The 15,918-nt window shown below is 35.3% G+C and carries 16 protein-coding genes; 6 read left to right on the top strand and 10 right to left on the bottom strand.

Annotation, left to right across the window (positions count from 1 at the left end):
* Positions 1–9 precede the first annotated feature (9 nt).
* The gene (gene uvsE / locus CWR45_RS08670; RefSeq protein ID WP_115749468.1) at positions 10–975 is read left to right on the top strand and encodes a UV DNA damage repair endonuclease UvsE; all 966 of its coding nucleotides are present in this window, start codon (positions 10–12) and stop codon (positions 973–975) included.
* A 223-nt stretch (positions 976–1,198) separates the two neighbouring features.
* Here uvsE and CWR45_RS08665 read toward each other — a convergent pair whose 3' ends face one another.
* Positions 1,199–2,506, bottom strand: coding sequence for an MFS transporter (locus CWR45_RS08665; protein WP_115749467.1), 1,308 nt, complete (start codon positions 2,504–2,506; stop codon positions 1,199–1,201).
* Positions 2,507–3,018: 512 nt separating this feature from the next.
* On the opposite strand from CWR45_RS08665, the gene CWR45_RS19805 reads away from it, so the two are divergent.
* Positions 3,019–3,183: a hypothetical protein gene (locus CWR45_RS19805; protein ID WP_170138830.1), complete on the top strand. Its 165-nt coding sequence runs from the start codon at positions 3,019–3,021 to the stop codon at positions 3,181–3,183.
* A 303-nt stretch (positions 3,184–3,486) separates the two neighbouring features.
* Positions 3,487–3,666, top strand: a complete 180-nt coding sequence (locus CWR45_RS08660; RefSeq protein WP_245975392.1) for a DUF2187 family protein — start codon at positions 3,487–3,489, stop codon at positions 3,664–3,666.
* 270 nt (positions 3,667–3,936) lie between these two features.
* Here the strand turns inward: CWR45_RS08660 and CWR45_RS08655 are convergent, their stop codons facing one another.
* Positions 3,937–5,358 (bottom strand): PQQ-dependent sugar dehydrogenase, encoded by a 1,422-nt coding sequence (locus CWR45_RS08655; RefSeq protein ID WP_115749466.1) that lies wholly within the window; start codon positions 5,356–5,358, stop codon positions 3,937–3,939.
* 288 nt (positions 5,359–5,646) lie between these two features.
* Here CWR45_RS08655 and CWR45_RS08650 point away from each other — a divergent pair, with 288 nt between their 5' ends.
* Positions 5,647–6,213 carry a hypothetical protein gene (locus tag CWR45_RS08650; protein WP_115749465.1) on the top strand — a complete coding sequence of 189 codons (567 nt, stop codon included), beginning with the start codon at positions 5,647–5,649 and terminating at the stop codon, positions 6,211–6,213.
* Between the two features lie 282 nt (positions 6,214–6,495).
* On the opposite strand, the gene CWR45_RS08645 is transcribed toward CWR45_RS08650, so the two are convergent.
* Positions 6,496–7,152 (bottom strand): biosynthetic peptidoglycan transglycosylase, encoded by a 657-nt coding sequence (locus CWR45_RS08645; RefSeq protein ID WP_115749464.1) that lies wholly within the window; start codon positions 7,150–7,152, stop codon positions 6,496–6,498.
* A gap of 610 nt (positions 7,153–7,762) precedes the next feature.
* Positions 7,763–7,948 carry a hypothetical protein gene (locus CWR45_RS08640; protein WP_115749463.1) on the bottom strand — a complete coding sequence of 62 codons (186 nt, stop codon included), beginning with the start codon at positions 7,946–7,948 and terminating at the stop codon, positions 7,763–7,765.
* Positions 7,949–8,079: 131 nt separating this feature from the next.
* Between CWR45_RS08640 and CWR45_RS08635 the strand changes: the two genes are divergently transcribed.
* Positions 8,080–8,412: a thioredoxin family protein gene (locus tag CWR45_RS08635; RefSeq protein WP_115749462.1), complete on the top strand. Its 333-nt coding sequence runs from the start codon at positions 8,080–8,082 to the stop codon at positions 8,410–8,412.
* Between the two features lie 208 nt (positions 8,413–8,620).
* On the opposite strand, the gene CWR45_RS08630 is transcribed toward CWR45_RS08635, so the two are convergent.
* The 3 genes from CWR45_RS08630 to CWR45_RS08620 all read right to left on the bottom strand — a co-directional run bounded on the left by CWR45_RS08630 (position 8,621) and on the right by CWR45_RS08620 (position 10,925).
* A complete protein-coding gene (locus tag CWR45_RS08630) occupies positions 8,621–9,343 on the bottom strand; it encodes an amino acid ABC transporter ATP-binding protein (RefSeq protein WP_115749461.1) in 723 nt (240 codons plus the stop codon).
* On the bottom strand, positions 9,340–9,996 hold the full coding sequence (locus CWR45_RS08625) for an amino acid ABC transporter permease (RefSeq protein WP_115749460.1): 657 nt from the start codon (positions 9,994–9,996) through the stop codon (positions 9,340–9,342). Before CWR45_RS08625 ends, CWR45_RS08630 begins: the two co-directional genes overlap by 4 nt.
* Positions 9,997–10,100: 104 nt before the next feature.
* Positions 10,101–10,925 carry a basic amino acid ABC transporter substrate-binding protein gene (locus CWR45_RS08620; RefSeq protein ID WP_115749459.1) on the bottom strand — a complete coding sequence of 275 codons (825 nt, stop codon included), beginning with the start codon at positions 10,923–10,925 and terminating at the stop codon, positions 10,101–10,103.
* 491 nt (positions 10,926–11,416) lie between these two features.
* On the opposite strand from CWR45_RS08620, the gene CWR45_RS08615 reads away from it, so the two are divergent.
* Entirely contained in the window at positions 11,417–11,743 is a 327-nt protein-coding gene (locus CWR45_RS08615; protein ID WP_115749458.1) for a nucleoside triphosphate pyrophosphohydrolase, read from the top strand.
* A 189-nt stretch (positions 11,744–11,932) separates the two neighbouring features.
* Here CWR45_RS08615 and CWR45_RS08610 read toward each other — a convergent pair whose 3' ends face one another.
* The 3 genes from CWR45_RS08610 to CWR45_RS08600 all read right to left on the bottom strand — a co-directional run bounded on the left by CWR45_RS08610 (position 11,933) and on the right by CWR45_RS08600 (position 15,733).
* Positions 11,933–12,643, bottom strand: a complete 711-nt coding sequence (locus tag CWR45_RS08610) for a DUF421 domain-containing protein (RefSeq protein ID WP_115749457.1) — start codon at positions 12,641–12,643, stop codon at positions 11,933–11,935.
* 856 nt (positions 12,644–13,499) lie between these two features.
* On the bottom strand, positions 13,500–14,651 hold the full coding sequence (locus tag CWR45_RS08605) for a M20 family metallopeptidase (RefSeq protein WP_115749456.1): 1,152 nt from the start codon (positions 14,649–14,651) through the stop codon (positions 13,500–13,502).
* A 32-nt stretch (positions 14,652–14,683) separates the two neighbouring features.
* Positions 14,684–15,733 (bottom strand): ATP-grasp domain-containing protein, encoded by a 1,050-nt coding sequence (locus tag CWR45_RS08600; protein WP_115749455.1) that lies wholly within the window; start codon positions 15,731–15,733, stop codon positions 14,684–14,686.
* Positions 15,734–15,918 lie beyond the last annotated feature (185 nt).

Below are 15,918 nucleotides of genomic sequence, written 5' to 3'. Positions count from 1 at the left end.
GTGGAATAAATGACGATTGTACGGCTTGGTTATGTGGCGATGAGTATGGAACTTAAAAATGCATCCCCATCAAAAACAATGACGTTTACCCAATTTAACAAAATTACTGATCGGGAAGCAGCCATTCGTAAATTAGAGCGTATTGCACTTTCAAATTTGCACAACACACTAAGATTATTAAAACATAGTGCAGCGTCTGATATTCATTTCTATCGATTAACCTCTCACCTTATTCCTTTAGCAAACCACGAGGAGCTTCTTGATTGGAATTATATTAAGCCATTAGAAGAAGCGCTACGTGAGATTGGTGATTTCGTAAAAAAGCATAAACTAAGAGTTGATTTTCATCCGGATCACTTTGTTATCATTAATTCAAAAAAGAAGGATATCTTGAAAAATTCAATAAGAACCTTAAAGCTGCATTACTTAATATTAAAGGGGATGGGAATTGACCCAACACATCGCTGTGTCATGCATGTTGGTGGTAATTATAATGATACCGAAATTTCACTGGAACGCTTTGTAGATAATTGGATGAACGTTCCAAAAGTGATTCAAAATATGATTATGCTTGAAAATGATGATACTTCTTTTACTTTAGAAGATACACTCTACTTATGTGAAAAGCTCAATATCCCCTTAGTTTTCGATTATCATCATCATCTTGCCTATCACAAGGATGATAATTGGGAAATCAATTGGAACAGAGTTATGCAGACATGGAAGCATTCTCCGCTACCAATAAAAATGCATATATCAAGTCCTAAGAGTAATGAAGCATTCCGCCATCATTCGAATTATGTAGATACCGATATGTTTTTTAGATTCCTTAAAGTAATAAAGGATAGTATTCCACAAATTGATTGTATGATTGAGGCTAAGAGGAAAGATGAGGCTCTTTTTAAATTAATGGATGAAATAAAAACAAGAAAAGATGTTGAAGTTATTGATGGTTCTTCTTTCTTCTTAAAGTAAAATGAGAGACGAAATTGGAAAACATATCTATCAACCGCTACCTTGCAGCCAAATCTACCTGCATTCGTATCGACATCCACGATATCTTTCCAACGGAAAGAGCATCACTTCCTTTTAATGTAATATTTTTTTCAAATAATCACAGTGTTAAGTAATCATTAATTTGCCTAGCTGTAGAGAGTTGCTTCATGGGAAGCAGTCCGCTACAGCTAGATTTAATATATTATCTATTGTTTCCGAGAGTCCCTTGTTTAGCTTTGTTTAAGGATATCCAGCGTACTGAAATCGCACTGAGAATACCAGCAAAAATAACGTAAAGGACAAGGTAAGTAGGGAACCCATCACTCAAACTTAATAAATAAGTAGCAACCATAGGTGTCAATCCACTAGCAAATATTCCGGAAAACTGGTATACGAACGATATCCCAGTGTATCTCACTTTTGCATCGAATAGTTCCGAAAATAATGCTGCTTCAGGTCCATAAACTGCGGCATAAAAAATACCTAATGGAATAATGATGGATAACCATATTACTACAGTACTACTGCCACTGTTTGACATGAACCAGAAAGCTGGTATCGCAGAAAATCCGGTAACAAGGCTTCCATACCAATATGTCCGAGTTCTTCCAAAACGGTCTGAAATATAACCAAAGATAGGAATAAAGAAACACATTACAAAGGCTGCTGCAGATACACCTAATAAAGCGACATTTTGTGAAATATCCATGTTTTGTGTAAGATAAGTTATGGAAAAGACACCCATAATATTGAAGAAAACACCGTCAATATACCTTGCACCCATACCAGCAATTATATTCCCAACATTCCCACGCCACATTTCTTTGATAGGAATACCTGAATCCTCTTTTTCTTCTTTGAACTTTTTGAATTCTGGACTCTCATCCACATTTAGTCGGATCCATAATCCTAAAAATACTAATAGTGCACTAATAGCGAATGCTATACGCCATCCCCATTGTAGAAATTGATCTTCTGCAAGTAGCAGCGACAATAGCCCTACCACTCCTGATGCTAATAAAAGACCTATAGCAAGACCAATTTGAGGAAGACTAGCATATAATCCTCGTTTTTTTTCGGGAGCATGTTCGAAAGTCATAAGGACAGCTCCTCCCCATTCTCCACCTAATGCTAAACCTTGAATCATACGTAAAAGCACCAAGGAAATCGGCGCGATAATCCCTATTTGCCCAAATGTTGGTAAAAAGGCCATCAAAGCTGTACTAATTCCCATTATCGTTAAACTCAAAACTAGCATACTTTTACGTCCAATTTTATCTCCGAAATGCCCAAATATAATACCACCAATTGGTCTTACTACAAAACCAGCTGCAAATGTTCCAAAAGCAAGCATAGTGGAAACGAAAAGATTACCTGTTGGAAAATAAAGCTGATTGAATACAATACCAGCTACAACACCATAAAGAAAGAAATCATACCATTCAATTGTCGATCCAATTAAGCTTGACGCAACAACACGCCTAAGCATTTTCTTATCGGGAATAGTCATGATATCCCCACCTCCTAAAAGAATTAAATGTACTCCAGCAGATCAATGCATGTAGAGTTCATGTGTATTATTCATTTGTAAGATTTGTCTTAACTGAATATGAAACGGTTTAGACCTAAATTCTAAACTTACTATTGATTCCTCCTTCCGCCTAAAAAAATTGTATACAATCATAATTCAATAAAAACAAAGGTCAATTTTACCCATGCAAGTATATGTATGTCAAGCTGTTTAGAAAACTTTTCAAAGTAACTTAATAAAACAATATTTATATACTCGAAAGCATTGGGCGTATTTAAAAAGTCGAAGGCACTCCCTTACAAAAATGTAGGAGATTCTTTATATATCTAGGCCTAAAAACCAAATGGGCTTTGGTATATCGGAAATACTTTATCAAGATTCAAGGGTTATTTTTTGTAAATGGGGCATCATAATCTTATTGCAATTCTTTGTATAGCATACATTCTTAAACACTTAGAGGAATAGTAAATGAAAACAAAGGAGAGTATATTATGAACGATAACAAACGTAAGGATTCCAATAACGAAAATAATAACAAGCAAAATCAAGGTGTACTTGTTGAATTTTCGGATGGAAATGAATATCAATTTCTCAATAATGTCAATTATGATCAGAAGATCAAAAATAACAATAATGAACACAATAACCGTAAATAGTTATCCTTTTAAGGAATCTGTCAGAGGTTAAAATAAAACAACCTCTGACACTTGCTGTACGAGACATGGCCCCTCCAACAAAAAATATACAAACCCTAAGAAGTATGACAACTAAACAAAAGCATCTAAAATTGTAAAGAAATTATAATGTCTTCTTTAAACTTTCCTTACATTTTTACGGTAACCTGGAATTATAATCCTAAAATGGGGTAATTTATATAATATGTTTTTCGTTGGATGTTAAATTATAAAAAAGATAGATAAATATCCAACAAGATACTTTATGTAAAGGTGGTACATACATTGGAAATAAGTAATATTGCAGGAGTCGGTGATGTAATTTCTTTTAAGTCTGGGGTAAAAGGTGTCGTCGAAAAGATCTATGATAATTCAGTGATTGTATCTGTTACCGAAAACACTACCAATCTGGAGTTTGAAGGAAATAAGACAGTTGTTGGACATAAAAATTATGAGATTATCTGATAGGTAATAGCATGAAAAAGGCGCTTCTAGATATAGGAAAGCCCCTTAAATTATAACAATGAGCTAACAGTCTTTTTGTTTGTCTTATCTTATTTCGGTTACTATCTTATGTAAGAAAAATAAAATTAAGGATAATTTCATTCACTGGTTTCATACCTAAAAATTGCAGTTTCTAAAAAATAAACAAACGAGGGAACATGATTGCTCTCTTGTTTGTTTTATTTTCTAAGAAAGGGATTTATCTGGTATTAAGTAGCATATATAGCTAACTCATGGAACAATTTCAAAAATAGTACCTTGGTTATGATCAGTCACTTTCATAGAGCGATATACCCCTAAATACAGTCTTGTTTGGTCCAGATTCGTTCCCAAAGTAACATAATAAGCTGTCTCGGACCCAAAATTATAATCGGTTTCAATAACACTATAATCATTTAGTTTACAATCTGCACTTACCCTGGTAAAAGCTAATCCTCCTCTAATCGGCTGAGATTCTGTAGCAAGATCGGTAAAAACGACGCTTCCCGTTAAATCTGGGATTGCGTTCCCCGTATAGGCCTGCACTCCTGTAAGTGCAGTTCCTCCAAACTTCTCGGGTCGGGGATCTTTATGATAATAACTAGTTAAAGGCTGGATACGCTTCACCGAAGAAATGATTGCTTCATTGAAATAAGCAATCGTTTTCTCATCCAAAGCCGGATTTGTAGTGCATCTCCTTATGAAAGAAGTTGGAAAAGCACCTTCCCACCCCCGCCAGCCAAAGTTAATAAATCCTTCTAGATCAGGTATAGGTTTCATTAAAGAAGCTTGAATAAGTTGAGTAACCGGTATTGGTTTATAATGAACGAATGAAAAAATCGACTCTACCAAATCCTGTCCGACATTTCCTACATATTTGATATACTGATTGTAAAACCTTTGATATGAAATACCCGGTATATTGCGAACCCCTTTGGCAATTACTGTAAGCGTTTCCTGAATAGGTGCTGGAAGTTCACTAAAGCGTGTGACTACAGGTGGATTATTGATAAATGTATTCTTCGCTACATCAATCTCAATAATTTTACCCGCGATTTCCATATCGTCCTGACTTAAATTAAATGGATCATAGCCTAATCCACCGTCTCCAGTAGTTAACACGAGGTTTCCGGTTTCAGGTGAAAAGTTTAAGCTATTGACACCATTATGATTAAAAAATGGTCTTCTTAAATTAAGTAATGTTCTTCGTTTTTGAGGCAAGCCATTCATATGTAAAATCCATTCTTCAACTGTATCAATATGATCATAATGAGTTTCTCTATTTGTCCATCTTAGGTTTAAAGTACCCGGATTACACGGGTTAGGCTTAAATGATTCAGAAAGAGCACCTGGACCCTGTGTTCCTGCTACTGAATAATGAAGATAAAACAGACCATTATAATAAAAGTCTGGATGAAACGCTAACCCTAAGAGTCCCCGTTCATCATATCCACTACTAGAAACACCTTGTTCAGAGGTACCAAGTTTTATGATTTGCGGACGAATATCTAAAAAAGTCCTTATAGTCCCGTTTCCTATGTAGAAAATCTCTCCTACCTGGGTTGCAATAAATAATCTTTCAATTGAGTCGCCAGGAAGTATCGCTGTTTTCAAAACAGTGGGTAAGTTTATTTTACTTACAATCGGCTGTAAACTAACCTTAACTTTTACCAACTAACTTCACACCCCTTCTAATTGCTTTCTATTAAAAGAGTATGATTCGAACCGTTCCATTAGTATCAAATAAGGACCTTAACATTACGGAAATCCACTTAATATCATACACATATATAGCACGATCTCTTTGTCAACATCTTTAACAGAGGTTTTAAGTTTTAATCCGTATTTTTGTCAGTTGTCCTTCATATATAACATCTAAGGTTCTAATTTCTGAAGTATCTTATGTACAAAAAAGGATGGAGTAATAAAGCTTATTTGCTGTAAGAAAAGAAGGAGGACCTCATGAATTGGTTTAGCATTTTATCACATGAATCATACGAGCTCCACCATCATTTTAATAGGTTTTCTCGTTCAAAAAAACTCGTATTAGCCGCCCTTTTGTCTGCACTAGCAGCAATCCTGCAGTCAACCGGAAACTATCTCCCAGGAATCGGTTATTTCATCAGTCCTTTTGCAACTCTACCTATCCTAATTTGCACCATCATATCAATTCCCTTTGGACTTCAAAGTTACATTTTAACGTTTCTTTTACTGATTCTAATCCAACCTGACGAGTCATTTATTTTCCTGTTTACAACCGGGATAGTAGGCTTAGGTATTGGAATAGCGCTTCTTATTTTAAAAAGAAGAATTGGCATCATCGTTTTTACGTCAATATTATTAACCAGTGGAATTTGTTTTCTTCTATATATTGTTCAGTTCCCTGTTTTAGGACCAGTTGCCAGTACATCTCCTTCACTTAAAATTATAGGATTTATTTACATTTTTTCTTTTTTTTATAGCTGGATATGGGGTGAATTATGCAGGTTTATCTTTAAGAAATGGTTTAAATTGATGAAGAAAATATAGGTAAGTTTAGGGTGTATTGCTGGGGAATAAGTAGTTTACTCAAATTAGGTTGATGCTTTTTTTAAAACATAAAGAATTTCAGCAGACAGCAACCAAAGAAGCTGCATTGGAAGTGTAATCTCTTGAGCAATTACGATTACACTTCCATAGCACTAATCGTAACCACCCGCATAGCAGGTGGATTTCTGTTTGTCGCGTACTCAACTAACGAAAGTGATAAAATAATCAGCGGGGATGAGCCCACTGATTTGGATGGCTATTGCAGCTCTCAAAGCAACCTCTCTATTCACTTCGATATTCAGTTAATGCCTTCATTACTTCGGATTGTCTTTGTTTCGCCATATCAATATTTGAGCTATAAACGCTTGGTGCTTGCGGAAAGCCTGCCAAGAGAGTTGCCTCATCGTAACTTAGTTCAGAAGGTAATTTTCCAAAATAGTTTTCACTAGCTTCTTTAATGCCATAATGACCCTCTCCATAATAAATGATATTGACATAGAGTTCTAAAATATCATCTTTGCTGTATAATCTTTCAAGGTCTAAAGAGACAAATAGTTCAGCAACTTTTCGAATAAAACTTTGATCATTGCCAAAATAAATATTTTTCGCAACTTGTTGTGTTAATGTGCTGCCGCCTTGTATGATTTCTCTGGCTTTTAAGTTGACGAAAGTTGCCCTGACGAGTGAGATAAAATCAAAAGCACCATGCTCATAAAAGCGATGATCCTCAATGGCGACAATCGCATCCGTAAATTCCAGAGTGATTTCGTCTATAGGGGTGAAACCTTCATCTTCTTTAATAGATGCAACTTTTTCTGTAATGGGAATCTCTTTAATTGCTTCTTTATATTTAAAATAGCCAAATAAACCAATTATTGAACCAGCAAGGATGACAATGATCAATCCTAATTTTATTAGTTTCTTTATTAATCTGAACATGAACGTACCTCTTATTTTGACATATAGTTAATTCACCATAAAGATAAGGAATTAAAATCTCTTTCTCATAACTATTTATAACCGTTTTCAACCCATCTGCTAATTTAATTTTGTTGCTATACACTTCCCATCTATAATTACTGCAGCAATAACGATTATTATAGCTAAAGAGTCTCTCCTTTATTATTAACAACTTATTGATTTTATTGTAAAAAATAGTAAGAATTGCAAAAATCGAGTTACAGCTCTGATAGCCCATAAAGTGAAACTTCAATCAAAAAGGACAGCTAACCATGGTTAACATTAATAACATTAAAACGGATATTTACGATATTCATTTTGAAATGATTCCAGCATATTTCTGAGAATAAAAAAGAAGACGTCTCATCGTTACATTAACGATTGAGACGCCCTTGATTTACATTATAGGATAATACTCAGAATTTAACCCCATGTTTAAACGCTCACAAAATTTCATCTTAATTAACCTTCTCCAATGTTTTGTAATAACCATGGTTCTGATCAATTTATCATCCCTAATGATGTATTGAGATTAGGTGTATTATATTTCTCATTAGAAATTTGGGGCTTCATATCCCACATTCGATATTTATTTATTATCCTTTCTCTTATACTTACGTTCACTTTGTGAATCATCCTTGGTCTTAAATTTTTCCCTTTCATCTTCCACTTCTATTTTCAAGTCCTCTATTGGTATTGGATCAACAAATTCCTGACCTTCTTCAAAGGCATTTCGTTTTTTTTCTTTTGGTGATTTATTATCTTTACTACTCATATTTTTCACCTCAGATATATCGTTTAATATTATATTTCCTTTACTTATTAGTATTAAACATCTATCCGTGACCTAACGCATATTCTTTGTTATTCTATAGATTCAAAGGAAACCTTTATGGAGGGTTAGACATGAGAGAATTTGAAGAGCTGAACAATATGGAGACAATAGATCGTTTTATAAAAGGTAACACACTTTCATTTCTCTATATATCACGTCCAGATTGCAGTGTATGTCATGGACTGCTGCCACAGGTTCAGCTTTTAATGACGAAATACCCCAAGATTAAACTTGGCCATATTAACGCAAATGAAGTGGAAGAAGTCGCTGGCCGTTTTTCTATTTTTACCGTTCCTGTATTATTGCTTTTTGTTAAAGGAAAAGAATATATACGTGAGGCACGTATTGTACACATGGATCTCCTCGATGAAAAAATTGATAAAATATATGAAAATGTGATTTAAAATTCGTCTGAATACCAAGTTAATTACTAAGCTTGAAGACTATTCCTCAAAGCTCACATGGGACAGGATCCGATGGTGAGATAGTATTTTCTTATAGAATCTTATTCTTTCAATATAAAAAACTATTCACCAATCTGTTTTCTTACTAACCGATTAAGATGCAAAGCACCAGCCATAGCGACTGGTGCTTTGCAAATACGATATTCAATCACAAAACTTTACTTAAAAACGACTTCGTCCGCTCTTGCTGTGGGTTTTCAAACAGCTCTTTTGGAATGTTTTCTTCGACGATGAAACCTTCATCCATAAAGATAACTCGGTCGCCCACTTCTTTTGCAAACCCCATTTCATGTGTAACAACAACCATTGTCATTCCTTCTTTTGCAAGCTGTTTCATAACCTCTAAAACTTCACCGACCATTTCTGGATCCAAAGCTGATGTAGGTTCATCGAAAAGCATGATTTTCGGCTCCATTGCTAGCGCCCTCGCAATCGCCACCCGCTGTTTTTGTCCACCTGAAAGTGAATCTGGATAAGCATTCTCCTTTTCAGCAAGCCCTACCTTCTTCAATAGCTCTCGGCCATTTTGTGCCGCTTGCTCCTTCGAAACCTTCCTAACTTTTAGTGGAGCAAGCATGATATTTTCGAGGACCGTTTTATGCGGAAAAAGGTTAAAGTGCTGAAATACCATCCCTACTTCTATACGAACTTTATTGATATCTACTTTTTTATCGGTCGTGTCTACACCTTCAATGTAAATTCTACCGGACGTAATTGTCTCTAGTTGATTGATACATCTTAAAAATGTTGATTTTCCTGATCCTGATGGCCCGATTACTACCACAACCTCTTGCGGTTTAACTTTTACATTAATATCCTTTAACACTTCATTATGTCCAAACGACTTTTTTAAATTCTCAACTTTAATCATTCTGTCCTCAGCCTCCTCTCAAGCAGATTAAGTAGGGAACTTAAGGTAATCGTGAGCACCAAGTAAATGAATGCACTCGCTAAATACGGCTCCCATACTTTAAAATACTGGCCACCCATTGCTCTTCCCCAATACATTAATTCAGGGGCTGCAATAACTGAGAGTAATGATGAATCCTTTAATAAAACAATAAACTCATTTCCAAGAGGCGGGACCATCCGTTTAAAAGCTTGCGGTAAAATGATATAACGCATTGCTTGAGAGTGAGTCAAGCCAAGTGATCGTGCCCCTTCCATTTGTCCTCTATCAATTGACTGAATACCTGCACGAAAGATTTCTGCAATATATGCTGCTGCATTTAAGGATAAGGCAATTACTCCCGCAACAACTGCATTTGTTTCCCCAGCAAATAATGGAACTACTCCAAAATGGATTAAGAAAATTTGAACCAATAACGGTGTTCCACGAAATACCGTTATATAACAATAAAACAGAGAGGATAATATCTTGTTACTAATAATGCGGCCTAATCCTATAAACAATCCTAACACGGATCCAAGGATGATAGATCCTAAAGAAAGGCCGATTGTGAGCATTGTACCTTGCAATAAATATGGTAAGTATTCAATAATAATATCCCAACGAAAGATCATTGAAGACCCTCCTTCCTTATGAATGATTTGTAGTATTTATTTATTCATCTCCCAAAGATTTAAAAATTGCGTAACTTTTTATACCAAAGTTACGCAACTTTTGCCTACTGCTGTTCTTTTAACGTTTCAAGATTCGGTTCTACTCCAAACCATTTTTCATAGATTTCAACATAAGTACCATTATCATAAAGAGTATTAAGCGCTTGGTCGAACTCCGCTTTTAATTTGCTATCTTTCGGAAACATAAAACCGTAGAATTCCTGTTCAAAACTACTGCTATCTTCTACAACTTTTAGCTTTTGATCTGAATTGTTTTTGACGTACTCCTCAACAACCGTGTTGTCCGCAACTACCGCTGCTGCTCCACCTTGAAGCAATTCTTGAATTGCAATATTATTATCCTCAAACTTTTTGATATCTTTATGGTTTTTACCAAACAATTTTTCAACTGCTTCAGATCCAGTTGTACCTGTTTGAACAGCAACAATATGACCTTTTAATTCTTCTCCTGATTGAATTGTGCTATCTTCTGGAACCAAGATTTTATTTGTAGATAAGAAGTATGGGTGTGAAAAATCAAAGGATTGTTTTCTTTCATCATTAATAGTGATCGCACCAATAGATAAGTCAGCTCTATTAGACTCTATTTCTACAAAAATAGGATCCCAACCAACATGTTCTATCTTCACTTCATATCCTGTTTCTTCAGCTAGTGCATTGATTAAATCAACATCAAAACCAATAATTTTATCTCCATCAAAATACTCAAATGGTGCATAAGCTGCATTTGTCACAATCCGTAGAGAGTTTTTCCCAGATGATTCTTCTCCCTCTGTTGTTGCGTCTTCACTGCTGTTAGTTCCACAAGCTGATAGTATCAAAATGAATGTAGTAATAATCACCAAAAACAACAATGACCTTTTTTTCATCTTATCTCCCCTTTGCTCAATCAGACTTATTTATTTAATTAATCATACTTATGTAAATTTTTATAATATATTAATAATACTACATCTGTTCAATAAACATTGCAATATTTTTATCAAACAAAACTGATAATCTATTTTGCAATATAGTATCAAGACCTATCCATCATCTTCAGAAGTCTACCTTACACAAATTACGGATTGATTAGTACATAGGACAAGTACGATAAAAAATGTTTATTTACATGTGACAAAGGAGATGAAAAAAGAGGCTAATATTCTAAAAAAATAGGTAAAAAGTTGTATACTTAAAATAGCTACAAAAAACTGTAGGGATGACAGAAATAAGACTAAATATGTCTGATGGCTGATTTTAAAGGTTTATAACCATAAATCCTTCTAATTTAAAAATGATTCACTAACATTCTCTTTTCAATGTTTACCAAAAAGGAAAAAGTGAAACAGTAAAACGAACGACAAAAAGGAGTGTTCCTATGACAACCTATAATAAGCTCGTACGTGACCGTATTCCGGAGATCATCGAAAAATCCGGAAAAGATTGTAAAACCGAAACACTAAATCAAGATCGTTATATTTTGGAACTGAAGAAAAAATTATTTGAAGAAGTAGAAGAATACCAGCAGGCAGCAACCAAGGAAGACGCATTGGAAGAAATTGCTGATCTATTAGAAATCATTAATACGCTGGTTAAGGATGTTCACGGATCTTCCATGGAAAAGGTAGAAAAAATTCGATCTCTAAAGGCTGAGAAACATGGAAGCTATGTAGAAAAAGTCTTTCTTTTAGAAGTTGAAGATTAGATACTAAGGTATTTTTAAGAGATTCCACTTTCTTTAGGGGAATCTCTTTTAATACTAAGAGGCGCCAAATTTCATTTTTAACCCGATGATTTTGTATAAAACCGTCAATTGCATACAGTCATATATCGTTAGCTGCCCAAATGTATAATCTCCTTAGCATTTACGAATAAAAAAACATAAGCACTAAACTCATTCCTTATCAATTGGGGATTCGATATGATCTTTGTATGTATCGATGTAAACTGCCCCATTTGTTGCAAGAACTGCGTAAAAAACTTCTTTGACGGATAATCCTCGTTTCTGAATTTCAACTTGTAACCAATTATGAGTAAGATTGTTCTCTTTTAAATTAGTTTCAACAATATGTCCATCCATAATCAATTCAATAGGAAGCTTCGATTCTGGTGTAGTAAATATCCCCATATCCTGTTTCGTCGCATGGCGGAAATGCGGTTTTTTCTGAACGGATAACGCTCCATTTGTTTCCACAATCGCAAAAAGAACTTCACTGATTTCAAATATGTCCTTTTCTCTTAACTGTTGGTTGAGATAATCTAGTGTGTACCGCATTTTTTTCATATTTTCCTCTAATATTTTTCCGTTTTCAATAACAACCGTGGGATTTCCTGCCAAAAATCTGCGGACTGTAATTCCCTTCATCGACACGTAAGCCGCTACAAAGAGAATCGCAATCATAATGGCGTATGAAATGAGCAGGTTATAAAATTTTAATGATGTATTAAAAGCAAGATTTGCAGCAATTGAACCAATTGAAATAAAAGCGACAAAATCGTAAGTGGTCATTTTTGCTATGATTTGTTTCCCTAATATTTTAGCCCCTATCAATAATATGCAGAAGGAGCCAATACTCCTTAGGATTACTTCTAACTGTTCAGCCACATAAAATCCTCCGTTTCTAAATATGTTAAATATGGATAAGGTTTAATAAAGTGTTTAATTATTTTGGACTCCAATTCAAATAGAATTAACAATAAGCGTATTCAAAGTATGCTCGTATAATTGATGTTTAAGAAGATATCGGCAATGAATCAATGACTATTACGCTAACAGCACCTAATATTGATGGTGCAGGAGATAATGCCTGAAACAATCGAAATCTAATCCATTAGTTATCGTTTTTCTTTCGGTGAATTCAGATTTAGGTTTTCCCATATATTTATTAGTATTAAAAATATATGGGAAAACTAAATTACGATATTTTCTATTGTTCAATTTTATGGCATGAAATATTTACAGGATTCCCTTTACTTTGGTAATGCATTAAATAACTTTTAACATGGTTACCTCTTAAACCCATCAACATTTAGGATTTCATTTTCATAGTAATAACAATAAACCCACCTACTAAAACTTTGTCATTTTAAATATTTACCTCTGTTGCGTTCATCTTTAACACCCAAAATAGACTACCTCCGTAGAAGTAGTCTTCTCAATAATAACTGTTTTATGGCAAAGGTTTTATTCGATGGTTTAAGTGATTCCACATCCAAAAAGTAATAATATTATTTATAAAGTAAATTTCTCTTCAACAATAGCACTCGATCAGATAATAACATTCACTCTCAGACAGAAGTCTTCCTCCTGGTTGTTATCCACTTAACTTGAAATTTACAAGCTCTACAAAGATAGATTATTGATTCGTATGTTAAAAATCCTGAGCATATAAAATAATATACAAAAAATAAAATTCTTTATAGGAATTCTTTTTATTTTTCGTGAAATACGATTTGGGAGGTTATTTTATACCTCCCTCCTTATCATTATTTGCCGAGTTCTTTTCTTTACCTTCAAGAATATAATCATCGGTGAGTTTTTGGCTGGAATCCAAAGATAAAATAAAGTCGACCAGCACATCCTGATATTCTTTCACCGAATCGACATAAACCATTTCGTTCTCCCCATGCCAGTCGATGCCAACGGGTCCAAACTCAACGGCTGAACCTCCGTACTCGGTGAAAAACTGTCCGTCGCTGGAACCATGCTGACCGAATATGTTTACTTTTTCGAGCTGTGTGACTCGTTTAATTGATTCGCCCAATACTTCCACATATGGATTGTCTTCTTTTGTTTTGACTGGATTATTGTGCATATGCGTTGTTACCGTACCGTCTGTTATTGCCTGAATCTGTTGAACGATATCCTCCGGAGATTGTTCTGGCAGATATCTGATATCGAGAGACATTTCACATATATCAGGTACCTTGTTATAGACGTTTCCTCCTTGGATCTTCGCGAGATTGATAGAAGGACGAGTAAACATAGGGGAGCTTTCTTGTGCAAAAGAAAGCTCAAAAATTTCTTCATAGAGATTAATCGCTTTGGTAATTGCATTCGTTCCTTCCCATGGACGACTCCCATGAGCTGGTTTCCCCCGGACGGTAATATCGAGCTGAAGCACGCCTTTAGATTGGATGGCAATTCCCATATTTGTTGGTTCACCAAAAATAATAAAATCTCCCAAATAGCCTTTTTCTGTTAAATACTTGGTCCCGTAGATGCCGCCGGTCTCCTCGTCTGGAACGATTTGAAGCATGACCCTGGATTTTAAGTCCCTGTCTTTCAATTGTGCTGTTGCCACCATGGAAGCAGCCACTCCTGCTTTCATATCGACTGCACCGCGGCCATACAATTTCCCATCTTTGATATAGGGTTGGAACTGTCTTTCCTCTGCTTCAATGACATCGATATGTCCGTTTAATACAATTGTATGATCACCTTGGCCTATTTCACAAACGAGCATGTGAAACCCATGATTCTCTAATTTTATTACGGGAAGGCCTTGGTCTGTTAACCATTGCTCACAATAAGCTATCGCTTCATTCGCACCTGCTTTTGTAGAGCTGTCTATTTTTATTAGTTCTTCTAATAGGCGGGTTGCATCGCCCATTTTATCCCTCCTGCATTTTTTACTTTTCAATGTTATTTTTCAAGTGCTTGCATTACCTTTTGTTTATTTATTGGAACGACAATATCATGTCGTGCTAGCTCGATATCAGGTTTTTGACGCAGCCATTCCTCTTGCACCTCTTTACCAGCAGTTTGTGCAATGATTGCAGCTGGAATATCTGCTCCTGCTAGATGGGTAAATGCATAGCCGCCGCCAAAACGAGGATTGATGTCAATAACATAATAATCAGTACCGTTGAAATAGACATCAGTGTTCATATAGCCTGCATGACCAAAACTTTCACCTAATCGCCGTGCGATGTCCGTTAGTTCCGGGTTATTTACGGTGATGCACCTGTCGATATCTCCACCTCTCATGTCTAATTGCTTCCGAGCGAAAGAAGTAAGAAAGCGACCATTTAAATCGTTAAACATATCGACACTAAATTTATCACCTTCTATCACTTCCTGAATAATGACATTGTCCTCAGGTTCTTTGGATGTCGCGTCATCCAATGGACTTTCTTTAATCTTTCGAACAGCATTCTGATAGGCAAATTCCATATCCTCTACATTATCGATAATTTCAATGCCGATTGAGGCAGAGCCATTCCGTGGCTTCACGATTAACGGAAAGGATACTTTTTGTTTTTCCAATGCCTGCTGCGCATCTTCAACATTGAAGTAGGAGAGCGGAGTCTTAACGTCAATCGGATCCAGCAGCTCCCGGTATTTCCCCTTGTCCCGTACCTTTTCGACAATACTCGGATCCGGCGCAAATACAGATACACCTAAATTCTCCAGTTCTTTTTTGTGTGCAGAAATATCGGGTACTTCCCAATCATTTAATGGGACAAGACAGTCCACATCATGTAACTTGCAAATCTTAATTATTGCCTCCATATAGTTTGAATCGGTTTGCTGTGGGATTACATAATTTTCGTCCCCTGCTTGGAGCGATGGAGCATTATATTCTGGATCAGCAGCAATTACTTTTCCTTTAATACCAGCATTTTTTAAAGCATCCTGAAAAAACCCTACGAAGTCTATTCTTCTTGCAGTTGATGTCAATAAGATGTTCAATATATTCAACTCCTAGTTGTATAAGTCAGTTTTTTAGATGCAAGATACTAAATGTTTACCCGTCATGTTAAAGTTTAATCTTCCTATTTAGAACAGGAAGAATGTAATTTTTGATTATCAGCTATAAGACGCCGGGTATTTCAGCAGTTTTACTAAATAAAACAACTTTTTCCTATTTTGTAAAT

This window comes from Oceanobacillus chungangensis (assembly GCF_003369565.1).
Classification (GTDB): domain Bacteria; phylum Bacillota; class Bacilli; order Bacillales; family Amphibacillaceae; genus Oceanobacillus; species Oceanobacillus chungangensis.
The sequence above is the reverse complement of the archived record's forward strand: the minus strand, read 5'-3'. Positions and strand labels throughout refer to the sequence as shown.

Bases quoted from the DNA above. Each gene is read 5' to 3' on its own strand.
- uvsE (WP_115749468.1), top strand. From the start codon at position 10: ATGACGATTGTACGGCTTGGTTATGTGGCGATGAGTATGGAACTTAAA.
- CWR45_RS08665 (WP_115749467.1), bottom strand. From the start codon at position 2,506: ATGACTATTCCCGATAAGAAAATGCTTAGGCGTGTTGTTGCGTCAAGC.
- CWR45_RS19805 (WP_170138830.1), top strand. From the start codon at position 3,019: ATGAACGATAACAAACGTAAGGATTCCAATAACGAAAATAATAACAAG.
- CWR45_RS08650 (WP_115749465.1), top strand. From the start codon at position 5,647: ATGAATTGGTTTAGCATTTTATCACATGAATCATACGAGCTCCACCAT.
- CWR45_RS08645 (WP_115749464.1), bottom strand. From the start codon at position 7,152: ATGTTCAGATTAATAAAGAAACTAATAAAATTAGGATTGATCATTGTC.
- CWR45_RS08640 (WP_115749463.1), bottom strand. From the start codon at position 7,948: ATGAGTAGTAAAGATAATAAATCACCAAAAGAAAAAAAACGAAATGCC.
- CWR45_RS08635 (WP_115749462.1), top strand. From the start codon at position 8,080: ATGAGAGAATTTGAAGAGCTGAACAATATGGAGACAATAGATCGTTTT.
- CWR45_RS08630 (WP_115749461.1), bottom strand. From the start codon at position 9,343: ATGATTAAAGTTGAGAATTTAAAAAAGTCGTTTGGACATAATGAAGTG.
- CWR45_RS08625 (WP_115749460.1), bottom strand. From the start codon at position 9,996: ATGATCTTTCGTTGGGATATTATTATTGAATACTTACCATATTTATTG.
- CWR45_RS08620 (WP_115749459.1), bottom strand. From the start codon at position 10,925: ATGAAAAAAAGGTCATTGTTGTTTTTGGTGATTATTACTACATTCATT.
- CWR45_RS08615 (WP_115749458.1), top strand. From the start codon at position 11,417: ATGACAACCTATAATAAGCTCGTACGTGACCGTATTCCGGAGATCATC.
- CWR45_RS08605 (WP_115749456.1), bottom strand. From the start codon at position 14,651: ATGGGCGATGCAACCCGCCTATTAGAAGAACTAATAAAAATAGACAGC.